The sequence below is a fragment of the Flavivirga eckloniae genome, assembly GCF_002886045.1.
Lineage (GTDB): Bacteria > Bacteroidota > Bacteroidia > Flavobacteriales > Flavobacteriaceae > Flavivirga > Flavivirga eckloniae.
On the sequence record NZ_CP025791.1, the window covers coordinates 1227119 to 1243832 of the forward strand.

Annotated in this window: 10 protein-coding genes; 9 read left to right on the forward strand and 1 reads right to left on the reverse strand. The window is 35.3% G+C overall.

Features of this window, described 5'->3' with window-relative positions:
• Positions 1–2 precede the first annotated feature (2 nt).
• From C1H87_RS05010 to C1H87_RS05025, 4 genes are all read left to right on the forward strand, one after another.
• Positions 3–371 (forward strand): nuclear transport factor 2 family protein, encoded by a 369-nt coding sequence (locus tag C1H87_RS05010; protein WP_102754767.1) that lies wholly within the window; start codon positions 3–5, stop codon positions 369–371.
• Positions 372–511: 140 nt separating this feature from the next.
• Positions 512–934, forward strand: coding sequence for a VOC family protein (locus C1H87_RS05015; RefSeq protein ID WP_102754768.1), 423 nt, complete (start codon positions 512–514; stop codon positions 932–934).
• 117 nt (positions 935–1051) lie between these two features.
• Positions 1052–1648, forward strand: a complete 597-nt coding sequence (locus C1H87_RS05020) for a Crp/Fnr family transcriptional regulator (protein ID WP_102754769.1) — start codon at positions 1052–1054, stop codon at positions 1646–1648.
• Positions 1649–1706: 58 nt separating this feature from the next.
• On the forward strand, positions 1707–2135 hold the full coding sequence (locus tag C1H87_RS05025; protein WP_102754770.1) for an SRPBCC family protein: 429 nt from the start codon (positions 1707–1709) through the stop codon (positions 2133–2135).
• A gap of 542 nt (positions 2136–2677) precedes the next feature.
• Here C1H87_RS05025 and C1H87_RS05030 read toward each other — a convergent pair.
• Positions 2678–5191: a LamG-like jellyroll fold domain-containing protein gene (locus tag C1H87_RS05030; protein ID WP_102754771.1), complete on the reverse strand. Its 2514-nt coding sequence runs from the start codon at positions 5189–5191 to the stop codon at positions 2678–2680.
• A 413-nt stretch (positions 5192–5604) separates the two neighbouring features.
• Between C1H87_RS05030 and C1H87_RS05035 the strand changes: the two genes are divergently transcribed.
• The 5 genes from C1H87_RS05035 to C1H87_RS05055 all read left to right on the forward strand — a co-directional run bounded on the left by C1H87_RS05035 (position 5605) and on the right by C1H87_RS05055 (position 15790).
• On the forward strand, positions 5605–8067 hold the full coding sequence (locus C1H87_RS05035) for a glycosyl hydrolase family 95 catalytic domain-containing protein (protein WP_158655126.1): 2463 nt from the start codon (positions 5605–5607) through the stop codon (positions 8065–8067).
• Between the two features lie 66 nt (positions 8068–8133).
• Positions 8134–10401 (forward strand): glycoside hydrolase family 31 protein, encoded by a 2268-nt coding sequence (locus C1H87_RS05040; RefSeq protein ID WP_102754773.1) that lies wholly within the window; start codon positions 8134–8136, stop codon positions 10399–10401.
• A gap of 74 nt (positions 10402–10475) precedes the next feature.
• Entirely contained in the window at positions 10476–11531 is a 1056-nt protein-coding gene (locus C1H87_RS05045) for a Gfo/Idh/MocA family protein (RefSeq protein ID WP_102754774.1), read from the forward strand.
• Positions 11532–11554: 23 nt separating this feature from the next.
• Entirely contained in the window at positions 11555–13132 is a 1578-nt protein-coding gene (locus tag C1H87_RS05050; protein WP_102754775.1) for an SLC5 family protein, read from the forward strand.
• Between the two features lie 48 nt (positions 13133–13180).
• Positions 13181–15790: a beta-glucosidase gene (locus tag C1H87_RS05055; RefSeq protein ID WP_102754776.1), complete on the forward strand. Its 2610-nt coding sequence runs from the start codon at positions 13181–13183 to the stop codon at positions 15788–15790.
• Positions 15791–16714: the final 924 nt, after the last annotated feature.

Sequence of the window (16714 nt, forward strand, 5' to 3'; positions counted from 1 at the left end):
ATATGTATAAAGAGAATATAAAAAACATTGAAAATTTAATTACGAATTACTTTGAAGGTATTTTTCACGGAGATATTATAAAGCTTGAAGCTTGCTTTCATAAAAATGTGAATATTTATGGAGACATCAAGGGTGTTGATTATTTAAAAAATATAAATGAATACCTGGAAGGCGTAAAAAACAGACAAAGCCCTAAAGATTTAAATGAGGATTTAAAAATGAAAATTATAGGAATAGACATTATGGGTAAAATTGCCATGGCTAAATTGCATGTACCTATGTTAGGCTATAACTATTATGACTATTTATCTCTAGTTAAAATTGATAATACCTGGAAAATTGTGAATAAGATATTTACTCATGTAGAATAAATAAACATTGTTATCAATCTATAAAACAATAGCGGTTTGAGGTTAAACTCTTACCGCTATTTCATTTTAATTGAGTATTTTGTAATAAGGTTTAGTATACTTTTCAATATGGCTCAAATGCAGCCCGTAAACTGAAGAAAATGGATAATGACATAAAGATTGAATTTTTAGACCATGTGGCTATTAGAGTCAAAGATTTAAATACCTCTATAGAATGGTATCAAAATGTTTTGGGGCTAAAAAAATATCAACTACCTGAATGGGGAGAATTTCCAATTTTTATGCTTTCCGGAAAATCAGGAATTGCATTATTCCCTGCCAATTTAAGTGATACTGAACTTGATTTAAATTCCAGAAATGTAAAAATCGACCATATTGCCTTTAACGTAACGAATAGCAATTTCGAAAAAGCAAAAAGACGTTACACCGAATTAAATCTGGACTTCAATATTCAAGACCATCATTACTTTGATTCCATCTACACGAAAGACCCAGATGGTCATACCATAGAACTAACTACCATAAAAGTGAATGAGGAAGCGTTTTACAAACTAAAAGACTAAAACTAAACAGCGTTTTCCTCTTATAAAAACATATGCTCCTCTTTTTGGATTTAAAAAAAGGGTTATATTTACACTATTAGGTTTAACACCATAAAACACCAAATATAACACGCCCCAATGAACAATGAAATAATTGAGTTTTTCTCTCAATATGTCGATCTGTCTGATGAAGAAATAAGCATTATCTCAAAACAAAATTTGATACAATCCTATAAAAAGGGAACCTTTTTATTAAAAGAAGGAGAAATAGCCAATCAGTGTTATTTCCTCCTTAAAGGTTGTATAAGTAGTTATCATATGGTAGAAGGAGAAATTAAAGTCACTGAATTTTATACCGAAATACAACCTATCAGGCCCGTTAGTTATACCACAAAAAAACCATCTGAATATTATTTGAAATGTATAGAAGATTGCATCATTTCAATAGGTACACCGGAAAAAAGTGAAATACTAATGGAGCAAGTTCCTAAAATTTCCAAGCTTTGTACCATGATAATCGAAGAACAACTGGCAAATCAGCAAATAAAATATGATACCCTTATAAAACTAACGCCAGAACAACGCTATTTAAACCTACAAGAAAAATCTCCCGATCTTCTTAACAGAATACCACAATATTTAATAGCCAGTTATTTAGGTATAAGACCGGAATCGCTAAGTAGAATACGCAAGCGCCTCAGTAAACAGCAGTCATTTCTTAACTCAAATCAATGAACAACGAATATTCAACATGTAATTTCGTGTTTCAAAATATAAATTAGTATTAATCTGTATGAACAAAACATATATCTCTAAATCATCAATAGCAATTAATGCTTCTCCTTCTAAAATCTGGGAAGCATTGGTTACACCAGAAATAGCAAAAGAGTACTTCCACGGAGCTAAACTGATAACAGACTGGAAAATAGGAAGTCCAATCACATTCAAAGGCGAATTCAACGGAAACAAATATGAAGAAAAGGGTATCATACTAAATATGGAACCCAATACGCAGCTTCAATATTCGCATTGGAGCAACTTTGATGGATTACCCGATGAACCTGAAAACTATAGGGTTTGGACATTTAACCTATCAGAATCTAAAAACCATACATTACTCTCAATTTCTGAAGACAATATTCCAACAGAAAAAAAGCAACAACGTTCTGATGAATTTTGGAATGGTGTTTTATCAATAATTAAGCAAATAGCCGAGAGGTAAAATGATATGGCAACACCATAAATAACTCAATGTAAGTTATACAGAAAAAAATTAAACTAAAACATTGAAATACAATTTTTTGCCATGTCTACACCTGCCTGCAGGCAGCTACGGTGTACCCACAAATATGGCTGCTTAAATAATAATTCTAGAAAGATAGACACTAATTTCACGAATTATCACAAATGGTTCTAAATATAAATTATTTACAAATAAATAATCATGCTTTACTTATTTATATATTAAAGTACAGAAATATAATAGAATTAAATCGGGTTTAGATTGTAAAAACAGACTGAAAGTCTGATTCGTGATTATGAATAGTTATAGAGAGCTATCCATCATATTGAAGTTTTATTCGCGTAAATCTGTGTAATTCGTGGCTTGATTAAAAAGATATGGGGGACACCGTAGCTGCGGGCAGACAGGGAATCTCAACTTTATGAAATTTCTCCTCGTTCCTCGTCAGAAATCGCAAGGTTTCATCTTTAAAATCTATCAAAAAACTTATTATCAGCATTAAATATGTCGAGAAACTGACGTTAAATAAGATCCTGAAACTCGATATGATACTTCTCATCATACGCTTCAAAATACTTCTCACAAAATTTATCGTAATAATATCTAGCCCGTGTTTGGCTTTCCTTGCTTTTTAAATAGCTAACTATATACTGCAAAGCTTGTTCATTTAAATCATCAATTTTTATGACTAATGTGTAAACCTCAAAAGCTTGAGCCTGTTCTTTTAATTCATCTAATGTTAAGGCATAGTCATTAAGCGCATCAACAACATCAAAATTTATTGAAGTTTGAAATTCTTCAAGCCATTCCCAGTTTGAATTTTCCAAAAACTTACCGGACTTAACATATTGAAACAGTTCTTTATACTTTTCTGGTCTGGATTTATCCAATTGTTTAAGAATAGAAGATACCCGTAAATAATCGCAAATAAAGCTTTCATTCCAAGTTATTTTCCAGTATCCACTTTCAAAATTAATGCTAATACCTTCAATATCTGAAATGGCAGACCTAAGTTTATTAAAACTTACACTACGATTGTTCGATGCCTTTTTTGTTGAAAAACCGTGCCAAATAATATTCGTTATTTTTTGGGATGATATCCCTCTTGTTGATTTAACAGAATAAAGCAATATGATTAAAAACAATTCTTTTATTTTCGGAGGGAATTTCAATGTTATATCTTTCCCGTGCTTATCGTACACTCTAAAACCACCAAATAATGTTATTGTGTTAATCTTACTTCCCAGAATTTCAGAAGTTTTAAATGATTTTACTCTTGTAGTTTGAAATTTAACGCTGCGCCTTCTTCTTACTACCATTAGAATTACCAACGCCAAAACGACAAGAGTAATGAGAGTTAAAAAAATAAAAACCAGATTGTTTTTCTTTTCAACTTTTACACCATCAGAAAAAACTGTTTTTATTTCATTATTGCTAAGTGCCCTGTTCCATATATATAAATCATCGATATACCCAGACAGATGCCCCTCTTGAATAAACCCTCTTCCTAACATCAACTCCGATTCACCAATATACGAAGGGTGCCCAGTAGAAGAGCCATGTTGTTTTCCATTTATAAATATAGATTGCTCTTGGTTTTTTATATCGTATCTAACAACTAGATTATACCATTTAGAGGGTTCAAGCTTTTTGTAAACAGAAACGTCTGAACCATAAAACCCAAAATAAGGAATGCCTTTTCTTATATTTACATGTAAACTCTTTCTGTATTCCTTTTCATTTGCTCCAATAAGAAAATAATCATTTTCTAAATCCAGTTCCGAAAGCTTAATATTTAAACTAATTGTAAAACTACTTTTCCTAATGCCAAAATCATCTGGTATGCCAAAAACAGCATATGAGCTATCCTGAAACTTAAGGACTTCTCCTTTTACAATATCTTTCGCAAACTCGCACTTAAAGTTTTTAGTTGATGAAGCTGGTTTTATGAGGTTATTAATCTTACCGTTAAAGGTAAATGCACCAGTTAACTCTTCATCCAACGACAGCGGAAAGGCAGTAAAATTAATGACGCCTTTTTTTAAATATTCTTCCGTTACCTGTATATTAGAGGGCCTAAAGGAATAGCCATGTTGATAAGGACGAAGTACCGGAGCCTCATCTTCAACAACCGGAAAACTGTAATATCCATTTGTAATAGCTTTAACTTTATTCTCCCAAAAAACTTGTTCTAGAGGTTTATTCCTATACGATACAACCCCAGAAATAGATGGAAAGTCTCTTAACACATAATTCAAATAATATATTTTTCTTATATGCTTACCTTCAACCATAATAAAATTTGGCCGTTTACCACATAATTGCCAGCACTTTATAGCATGTAAAATACTAAAGTTATTTTCACTAAGATTCAACCAGCTTTCATCAATTTTTGACTTCTCTATATTACTCTTTTCAAAGTGTCTGAGAAGTAAAAGTTCGTTTTCAGGTTTTCCGTTGGAATAATAACCTTCAAAAATAGGACTGTCAAAATTGGTAAAAGGAAATTCAGCAATATGATCCCAGGCATAATTAATAATTTTGTCTTCATCATTGGTTTGATGAAAAGAGAAGATTATAAGCCGTTTTCCTGTATCTCTTATCTCTTCCAAATTGGGCCACTTTTCTCCTGCAGGTAGAAAAAAGCAATAATCGTCCAAATTAGCTTTATTTAATACTTGTTTAAGCCAGTTTTCCGGACCTTCATAGTTAATAAAAAGAGGAACGACCTTAGATGGGTTTTTATCCAGATATACCTTTAAAGCCTCTACATACTGCTGAAAAGTCACATACGAATCGGAAGATTCTACGTAGAGTTCATTACTATCGAGCGCATAATTAATATGAATACTGAAACCAATATTGTAGTCTGACTTGTCTTCTTCAAAATAATTAATGGCCTCTTTTGCATTTTCAAAATCACCTATTAAATAACTGTTACTACTTAAATGTTGAGCATTTACAGTATTAACCAATAAAACAATAGCTGTGAAACAAATAACTAAAATACTTTTCCTTGAAAATATTCGCAGCATAAAAGATAAAATTAATAAGCGCTTTAAAAGTTTAAATTTAACATTAAAGACGTATTAATAAGCAAAAAAACAATAAATATTAAAAAAAATGTTAAACACCTAAAAACATGACACTTACAAAGGCTATTAATAGGTTAATTAATACCTTAATTAAGACTACAGGTATTTGTTTGATAATTTTCTGTTAACCAGAGTTAATTATGTTTGGCTTGAATGATTTTGATTTATTAATGAAGAGACACTATTTTACATCAATAACATTCATAAAAACCATATAGGGGTTAAAAAACTTTATAAGATATAAATACCTAAAGGAAACCCTTAGAAAAAGGCTAACTTTTAGCATACCTATATAAAAAATAAGACATTAACTATAATTACGTAACTATAAATCAACATTTAATATGCAATACATGTATAGAAAAATTTATTTTTTACTCTTTACACTTTTTACCGGAAGCATTTTCTACTCTTTTGGTCAAGAAGTAAAGAAGATAGAAACAAACTCAATTGTAATAAATAACTCAACACCTACAGAAGACTGGGAAGAATCTCTAGTTAGTGGAAATGGTGCCCAAGGTGTTATGGTATATGGACACCCTTTACGTGAATCTATCGTATTAAACCATGAAAAACTTTGGATTCCTGGTCAGTCAGTATATCCAGACGTGCCAAATATAGTTCCAGGATTAAATAAGGCTCGAGAACTAGCCAAACAATCTAAGTGGAAAGAAGCAAACAGAATGCTATGGAGAAGTTTTTGCAAAGGAAATGTCGACATGTTTTCTACAGAAGATTTGTCAAGACCAGGACCTCGTTTAAATTATAATTCGGTACACCCCGGACACAAACTAAACATTAGAATAGATGAACTTGGTAGTATTGTAAACTATAATCGTTCTTTAGAATTAAACAGTGGTGAGATTACTACGAGCTGGGAAGATTTCCGCGGTAAATTTGAAAAATCTGTTTTTGTATCCAGACCAGACAATGTTATAGTTACTCGAGTAAAGTGCGATGGTTTAAGTTTTGGTGCCAGTATAAACATCAAGGATATTGATGGTTGGAAACCCGAAGATATTAGAAAACCATTGATAGAACACGGAGAACAAGAACTATATTATAAAACATCTTACGTACGTTTACACGGACTTCCTGAACCTGATGGATATCATTCTCTTTCTAGAGTCATTACAAAAGGAGGAAACATTCAAGTAAAGAGTGACCGACTTATAGTAAGCGATGTAAACGAAATAATTGTAATTACACGCTTAGATTATCTTCCTGTGGCATCTAAACCTGAAAGACAAGCGCTTTCAATCAGCTTATCGGACTTGCCAGCTTCTTATGAAGCATTATATAATCGTCACACCGTAATACAGGCTGAAATGATGAACCGTTGTTCCTTAAATTTAGGCGGAAACAATGGTGCAGGAAAAACAACTGACGAAATATTATTTGATGCAAAATCAAACGGACCTTCTCCAGAATTTCTGGAACTTCTTTTTGCCGTAGGTAGATATGCTTTTATTGCCAGTAGTGGAGATCTTCCTCCTGCATTAATGGGCATCTGGGGTAATACCTGGACACCAAATTGGTGGGGACATTATACAAACGATTCAAACCTCAACTTGGCAGTAGCTTCTGGAAGTGTTACAAATCTTCCTGAAATGATGGAAAGCTATTTTTCATGGATTGAAAGCTTATATCCAGACTGGAAAAGGAATGCAGCCCAGCTATATGGTGCCGATGGATATATGGCTGCTATAGCTCATGGATGGAGACACGGTATCGCTTTAGGTGGCTGGAATGAGTGGATTGGTGGTGCTGGATGGCTTGGAAGCTATTTTTACGAGCACTATCAATTTACAGACGATAAAGAATTCCTAAAAAAACGAGTTATTCCTTTATTTGAAAACATTGTATCCTTTTATGAAGGCGCCATGAAAGATATGGAAATGCCAGATGGCAAATTTCTTGTATGGCCAGGTTGCTCAGTAGAAAATGCACCTGCTGATATTCGCAGGTACGGTGAGCAAGGCGCACCAAATGCGACTCATGAATTGGCAGTAATGAAATACTCATTTAATGTTTTAATTGATGGGTATCGTACCCTTGGAATAAATGAGGAAAGAATTCCTGAGCTTGAAGCATTTATTAGCAAAATTCCCGAGTACATGATAAACGACGTAGGGGCACTTGCCGAATGGAGCCATCCTGATATGAATGAGCAATACAACAACAATCACAACTCACACCTATGGCCTTTATATCCTGGTACAGAAATCACTCCATGGAAATCTTCTCCCAAACTCATTAAGGCTTGTAAAATAGCCATTAGAGAGCGTAATAGGGTTATTGTTGATACGAACAGATGCGGACACGGTATTATGCACCTCGGTTATATGGGAGCGCGTCTTAACGATCCTAAAATGGCATGGAGAACCTTAGATGTTATTGCTCGTAACGACTTAATTTACAATAGCTTTGTTTCATCTCACAACTCACTCCATCATACTTTTAACCTTGATGCCTCGCTTTCTCTTCCAGGTTTAATGGCCGAAATGTGCGTTACCTCTGCACCGGGAAGACTTGCTCTTTTATCCGGTTTGCCTCTGGAAAAATTACCACACGGTGAAATCAAGGGCATTTTAGCCAGAAAAGGTATCAAAATAAACAAAATGGTCTGGGATAGAAAAACAGGAACTATTAACATGAATCTTACCAGCGTCAATAATCAGGAGGTTATTATTTGTAGTCGCCTTGAGTTAACAGATCTAAAAGCAAATACAAAAGCGAGAAAGGAAAATGATGAATGGTTGGTGCGTCTGCCTAAAAATAAAAACGTTCGATTAACCATAAAATTTAAAGAATAACAACTGTTTTAGGATGGAGTATAAACGCCATCTAAAACGCCCAGAAATCAATCTTGAACTATCAGAATGAAAAGAACCAATTACCAACTATTTGATTTTATGGACCTCTCCCCTTCTTTAGATGAAGAAGAGTGCCTTTGGATCGCAGGTCAATATAAAAACATACAAGAAGACCAGGGAGATATCCTTATAGATATTCCTTTTATCAAACAGAATAACTCTAACGATATTCAACCTGATTTAGAAGCCGCCCCATTAATGCGTCGTTTAAGAATAAGGGCATACGGAAGTCGTATATTGAGAGTCGCTTTTGATGAGGGAGAAGCCAAAATGACGGATTCTCTTATGCTCGATTGGCATAGTGACCTTGCAGCAACTCCACTTAAAATTAAATCTTCTGATGATTGCATAAAAATTATAGATGAGCTTAAAGATGTAAGGGCTGAGTTAAACCTGGCAAGTGCCGAGATTGACTATTGGAGTGACTTACTACCCCCAGCTCCTGAAACAATTAACATAACACTTTACCCAGAAAAAGGTAAAGCTGTAAAGATTAATGGTCAGGATCAATTTTTTCCAAGAAGAAGAGACGGGTTACCAATTGCCTTTGTAGAAAAGGATGCATGCACAGACAGAAGTGCTTTTTCTTTAGCATGCGACCCAAACGAACAGTTTTGTGGCACAGGCGAACGGTTCAGCAAAATGGATCTTAGCGGAAAAACAATTCAACTAGAAAATCAGGATGCTCAGGGCGTAAATAATAATCGGGCTTATAAGAATATCCCGTTCTTTATTTCCAGCCGTATGTATGGTTTTTTCCTCCATACCACAGCCTTTTCTAAAATTTCATTTGCAGATCATTCCACACGTTCCGTACAGGTATTATCAGAGTATAATCAGATGGATTTCTTCTTATTTGGAGGTTCCAGCATCGAAGAAATCCTATACAGTTATAAACAAGTAACAGGCTTTCCAACACTTCTTCCTAAATGGAGTTTTGGAACATGGATGAGTCGAATGACATATTTTTCAGCCGATGAAGTAAATAATATTTGTGATCGGCTTCGAAAAGAGGATTACCCTTGCGATGTTATTCATTTAGATACCGGATGGTTTAAAACAGATTGGCTCTGTGAGTGGACCTTTAACTCTGAACGCTTTCCCGATCCCAAAGGATTCATCTCAAAACTTAGAGATAATGGATACAAGGTAAGCTTGTGGCAACTGCCCTATATTGCTGCAGATGCAAAACAGCATGATGAAGCAAAAGAAAACAAATACTTTGCCCCTTTAAAAGAAATAAAAGAACAGGGCGGTTCAAACTTCTCAGCTTTGGATTATGCAGGTACTATAGATTTTACTAACCCGAAAGCTGTAAAGTGGTACAAAGAACTACTCAAGAATCTTTTAGATATGGGAGTGGTTTGTATAAAAACCGATTTTGGAGAAGAAATTCATCTTGAAGCAGACTATCATGGAATGGATGCCCGATTGCTACAGAACTTATATCCGCTTTTATACCAGAAAGCAGCATATGAAGTTACCAAGGAAGTTACAGGCGATGGTATCGTTTGGGCTCGTGCCGCCTGGGCTGGTTGCCAACGATTTCCACTTCACTGGGGTGGCGATGCAGCTTGTACATGGGACGGCATGGCTGGCTCTTTAAAAGGAGGGCTACATCTAGGGTTATCTGGCTTCGGATATTGGAGTCATGATGTACCCGGATTTCATGGTATTCCAAATTTTATGAATACCGTAATTCCCGACGATCTATATATAAGATGGACCCAGTTTGGAGTTTTCACATCACATCTTCGTTACCACGGAACATCTAAAAGAGAACCTTACGAATATCCATTAGCTGCTTCAATTGTAAAAAAATGGTGGAAGCTTAGATATGCGCTTCTACCCTACATATGGCAACAAAGCGAACGTGTTACTAACTCTGGCTTCACTTTTTTACGGGCGCTTATATTCCATCACCCTAACGATAAAGTTTGCTGGAATATCCACGATCAATACTTCTTTGGTGACGATTTTTTAGTTGCTCCTGTTATGAATTCAGAAAACAAAAGAGATATCTACTTACCAGAAGGAACATGGATAAACTTCTTTAATGGTGAAAAAGTAAATGGCCCCATTTGGTTATACAACCAAAACATCCCACTTGAAGAAATGCCAGTTTGGGTACGATTCGATGCATCTGTGGCTTTTTATCCTGAACCAGTAAATTCAACAGATGATGTTGAAGAGGGTAAAGAAACCACAATAGTTTTTAATGACTCATACAAAGGTATTGCTCATACAGTAATTGGTGATTTAGTAGGGTTTTAATAATTAAAAGATGTAGGCGCCGATAAGAAGCGCTCAAAAATTATATAACGATAGAAATAAAAGCAAAATTACTCATGTTAAAATTAGGAATATTAGGCCTAGGAGAAGGAAGAAGTGCCATTTCAGCAGCACTGAATAGTTCTGCCATTGAATTGGTAACCGTATGCGATTTAAATGAAGACTTGTGCAAAAAACGTACTGCCGAATTTGGATTAAGCAATTACACCACCAATTATTCTGACATGCTGAATAATCCGGACATTGACATTATAGCCATATATACTCCGGATAAACTTCATGCCCAACACATAAAAATGGCGCTACAGCATAATAAACATGTTGTATGCACCAAACCATTAATAGATAATTTGGAAGATGGTCAGGAATTGATCGATCTGGTTAATAAAACCGGAAAAAAGGTATTTGTCGGGCAAAGCTCCAGGTTTTTTGAACCCATGATTAAACAACGTAAAGATTACTTAAATGGTGAAATTGGAGACATTATAACAGTTGAGGCGCACTATAATGCAGACCATCGATGGTTTTTGGAAAAACCTTGGGCTCTGGAAAAAGCATTCAAATGGTTATACGGCGGATTAAGTCATCCTATAGATTTTTTGAGATGGTATATGCCAGATCTCTCAGAAGTTATGGGCTATGGTATGATTAGCCAGAATGGCATTAAAGCCGGGCTTAAAAACGAAGATACCATGCACTTTATTTTTAAAACACACAGTGGTAAAGTAGCCCGTCTTAGCGGATGTTATACAGGACCTGTACAGCCTCAAACGCGAGAAAGTGAAATGAGCTGTATTATTCGAGGCACAGAAGGCTGTAGCCATGCCGATTACATGGATTTACGCTATGCCATTACAAATAAAGACGGTGAAGAAAAAATCTACACCTTCGATTATAAAAACAAACATTATTTCAGGTTTGAGGGGAAAAGCCATCATGCAGGAGAATACCAGAATTATCTTGAATATTTTGCGAATTGTATTAAACACAATGAAACGCCTTATCCAGATATTATTGAAGGCATTGGAACAGTTTCGGTCCTACAAGCCATGGAGCAAACTATGGCTACAGGTTTACCTGTTAAGATTCCAAATTTATTACCCAAAAACTAACAATATAAATACAACCAACTATTATGGAAAATATTCACAACTTTTTACATACTATTGATTTTGTCGTAGTACTTGCCTATTTAGTAATACTAATAGGAATAGGCTATTGGGTTAGTTTTGTTAAAAAGAGTAAAAAAGATGAAAACTTATTTTTGGCCGGACATTCACTTGGCTGGGGCAGCATAGGATTTACCATGTGGGGAACCAACGTAGGTCCTTCTATGCTTATAGCCTCTGCAAGTATTGGTTATACAACTGGTATTGTTGCCGGTAATTTTAGTTGGCTGGCTTTTATCTTCATTTTCCTATTAGCTACTGTTTTTGCCCCAAGATACCTGAATGCAAAAGTACAAACGCTTCCAGAATTTATGGGAAGACGATTCGGGGAATCCACTAGAAAAATTCTAGCATGGTATTCACTAGTTACGATACTTATTTCGTGGTTGGCACTTACACTTTTTGCAGGTGGCATACTTGTGGGACAAATTCTAGACCTACCGCTCTGGGGCTCGGTCATTATTCTTGTAATAATTGCGGCCTTTTTTACTATTGCCGGAGGATTGAAAGCCATTGCCATTACCAATATTTTCCAAATGCTCTTGCTAATAATTGTGTCGTTAATTTTAACTGTAGTAGGCGTATATAAAGCAGGTGGTTTAGTTACCATTTACGAATCGACACCTACAGAGTTTTGGAACCTGTTTTTACCGGTTGATGATCCTAATTACCCGTGGATAGCTCTGGTTCTGGGGTATCCTGTTATGGGAGTTTGGTTTTGGTGTACAGATCAATCTATGGTGCAATCTGTTTTAGGTGCAAAAAGCCTTAAACAAGGCCAAATGGGTACTAATTTTACTGGATGGCTTAAAATTTTAGATGTTGCGCTTTTTATTATTCCTGGAATAACTTGTCTGGTTCTTTTTCCAAATCTAACCAATCCGGATGAAGCTTATATGACCATGGTAACAAGACTACTCCCAGCTGGCATGGTAGGTTTGGTAATGGCCGTTCTTATTGCAGCATTAGTAAGTACAATAGATTCCGCTTTAAACTCTTTAAGCACCGTTTTTACAATGGATATCTATCTAAAAAAATACAACCCCAATGCTTCACAGAAAGAGATCGTAAAAATTGGTCGAATCGTTACAGTAGTTGGAGCTGTTGCAGCCATATTTCTTACTTTGGCTATAGACAGCATAAAAGGGCTTAAGCTTTTTGATGTTTTTCAGGCCGTTCTAGGTTTTATTGCTCCCCCAATGTCTGTGATATTTCTTTTTGGAGTACTATGGAAAAAAAGCACCACTCTGGCAGCCAATTTCGTCTTATCTGGCGGTACGATTATCAGTTTGGGTATTGGTATCGTTTATTTCATTACAAAGGAGCAGGTTGACTGGCCTCATTTCCTTTTGCTTTCCTTTTACATTTTCGTATTCCTTTCCTTTTGCATGTGGGCGATTAGCTTTTTCGGTAGAAAGAAGGCTACAGACAACAACCAACTTTTAGACAATATACCATCTAAAACAAGCAAAAGTGTTTGGATTAGTTGGATTCTCTTAATTATAGTGATGATTGGGTTATACATCTTTTTCAACAATAATTAAAAGCACTAGAATACTAAAACAATTATAACTGAATAATATTATAGAAAAATGAACAAAACAAGAATAACTAATTTACTGATACTAACAATATTTCTTATAGGAATTCCTTTTAGAAGTATAGCTCAATATCAACATAAATTTATGGATCCAAACCTTGATATCGAAAAAAGGTTAGATGATCTTCTTGAAACGCTTACTCTGGATGAAAAAATAACCATGTTATCTGAAACTGCTCCTGCTGTTGAACGGCTGGGCATAGATGCTTACAATCATGGTAATGAGGCTTTACACGGTATTATGCGCCCTGGAAAATTTACAGTTTTTCCACGCCCAATGGGTTTAGCTGCAACTTTTAATCCTGATGCCATACAGCTTATGGCAGATTATATAAGTGATGAAGCTCGCGGAAGGTATAATGAGCTGGGAAGAAAATGTGTTGGCGGACGATTTAATGGACACTTTAATGGACTGCTTACTTTTTGGTCTCCAAATGTAAACATGGCAAGAGATCCTCGTTGGGGACGTACCGGTGAAACATATGGAGAAGACCCATTGTTAACTTCAAGAATGGGAGCTTCCTTTACACGAGGCTTGCAAGGCGACGGCAAATATTTAAAAGCAATAGCTACACCAAAGCATTATGCAGCGAATAACGAAGAGCATAATCGTTTCTCATGCAATGCTGAGATACCAGAACGTTCATTACGCGAATACTACCTCAAAGGATTTGAAGGCTGTATTGTTGATGGCAAAGCATTTTCAATCATGGCTGCCTATAATTCAATTAACGGTGTACCCTGCTCCGTAAACCCGTATTTATTAAATGATATTCTACGTGACGAATGGGGTTTTAAAGGCTATGTTGTTGGTGATTTAAATTCCCCTCATTATGTTTATACGCGCCATAAATACACAAAATCTCAAGCAGAAACTGCTGCATTGTGTATTAAAAGTGGTCTTGAGCTCGACAGTGGATTTAAACCATTCAAACACCTAAAAAAAGCCATTAAGAAAGGGTTATGTACAGAAGAAGAAGTAACCGAGGCTGCAAGAAGAGTTCTTAGAGGGCGTTTTAAATTAGGTATGTTCGACCCGATCGACATGGTACCTTACAACAGTATAAAACCAGATATAGTAGGCTCTGAGAAACATCAGAAACTTGCTCTTGAATTGGCACAACAATCCATGGTGTTACTCAAAAATGACAACTTTTTACCATTAAAGGATGATATAAAGAAAATAGCTGTGCTAGGACCGTGTATTAATATGTACAAGCACCCCCATTATAGTGCCTATGAAGGTTCTGCAAACCCTCCGGTGACTCCTATCGATGGTATCAAAAGTATTTGTAACGAAAAGGGTATAGAGCTTGTAGAAATCCCATGGGAATTACTCTCTGGTAGTAGCCAGTTAGTAAAAGTTGAATCATCATTTCTGAAACCAGAAATAGAAATCGGAAATAAATCGGTTGGTCTTACTGGCTATTACTATGATAATAAAAATCTTGAAGGTAAACCTCTAGGCAAAAGAGTGGATGGTGATATAGATTTTGACCGTGTAAAAAAAGCACCTGATAGTTACTTTATTAATGAACCTTTAAGTGTACGATGGACTGGTAAACTTATGCCTCCCGTTAGCGGAAATTATAAATTATCATTTACTTACGACGATGGTGCAAAAGTATGGCTAAATGGCAAAGAAGTATTAAATGATTGGGTTGTTGGAGCATCAAGAACCAAAGCATTTGATTTCAAGATGGTTAAAGACACCCCTGTGGATATTCGCATTGAGTACTTTGATACTGGTGGAGGTGCTGTTGCGCAGCTTAAGTGGTTAATTCCAGAATCGACAGACAAGAACCTACACCTAAACGCCATAGCGGATTGTGATGCGGTTATAATGGTCATGGGACTCGACGATAACCATACAGGAGAAGGCTTTGATAAGACCTACCTTGATTTACCAGCAGACCAAGATGAAATGATTCGTAAAGTACATGCTTTGAATAAAGAAATAGCCTTAGTGTTAATGAATAGTACTGCACTTACAATAAACTGGGAGAACAAGAATATACCAGCTATTTTGGAGGCTTGGTATCCTGGTGAAAAAACAGGAACTGCTCTTGCTGATATACTTTGGGGTAAAATAAGCCCTAGCGGTAAACTACCAATGACTTTTTGCAACAGTGTTGATGATTTGCCTCCATTCGACGATTATGATGTTACCAACGGTCGCACATACATGTATGCCAAAGCAGAACCTTTGTTTGAATTTGGTTATGGTCTTAGCTACACGACCTTTGCTTATTCGAACCTAAAATTGAATAAGAAGTCGTATGCAAAGAACAAAACCATCAAGCTTAGTTTTGATGTTAAGAATACTGGCGACTTTAATGCCGATGAAATTGCCCAGGTTTACATAAAACCGGTAAATGTTAAACCAAGTATTAAGTTACCAATTAAACAACTTAAAGGTTTTAAACGGACTTCCATTACATCTGGGGCATCAAAAACGATAGTTATTGAAATACCTGTTAATGACATAAACTATTACAATGAAAAAGAAAAGAAATTCGATATCATTAAAGGTGAGTTTGAAATACAAGTGGGTGCTTCTTCAAAAGACATTAGATTGAAAGAAAAACTTGTAATTAAGTAATTATATTTCATACTAGAAAGAGGTTGTCTGAAAAGTGTCATTCAGAATGAAATGAAGAATCCGTGAAGGTTTTAATATTTTGATTTACAAATAAATAAAATTATTCGCTGTGCTCTGAATGACAAAAAAATCACTTTTTAGACAGCCTCTTCTTTAAATAACAACTTAAATAAACCGTAATCTTGATATTTTCAGATTACGGTTTTTTCTCTTTAAAAAATAAGTATATAAGTACGATTCTTGAGACTTCTCGAAATTAGTGTCTTCCTCCTTTAATCGCACAAGTAATTTAACGTGAATCTTCTAAGAGAATTTATGTCGGTGTGCGTCCCAGACTTGTTTCAGGATGATTTTTTTAAGAACTATTTTTTTACTGTCATAGTGCTCTCCTCTTTAATTTAAAGCCGAGAAATGAATTTCGATTTTGATAAAAAATTGGAAGAAAGAGGCATTTTATTAAAACAAACAACCCTCCGAATCCCGATCTCATCGGGATCCACCTCCCTTTTAAAAAGCTACGGTGTACCCACATCTTTTTAATCAAGCCACGAATTACACAGATTTACACAAATAAAACCTCAATATGATGGATAGCTCTCTATACTATTCATAATCACGAATCAGACTTTCAGTCTGTTTTTACAATCCAGACCCGATTTAATTCTATTATATTTCTGTACTCTAATTTATTAGTGAAACTCTATTTTGAAAAGTTGCGAAGCAAAGCATTCAAAATAGTAAGTTGAACTAATCCCGCTTTCTATGCTGAACTTGTTTCAGTATCTGGCGGGATCTTAAGTCTAATACCTCGAAGCTTGCTTCTGAATTTATAAAGAATATTTTCAATTGAATGCCTCGTACGCTTGCTTCGAGGATTATTTACCTATAAGCAAGCATAGATTACTTATTTGTAAATAATTTATA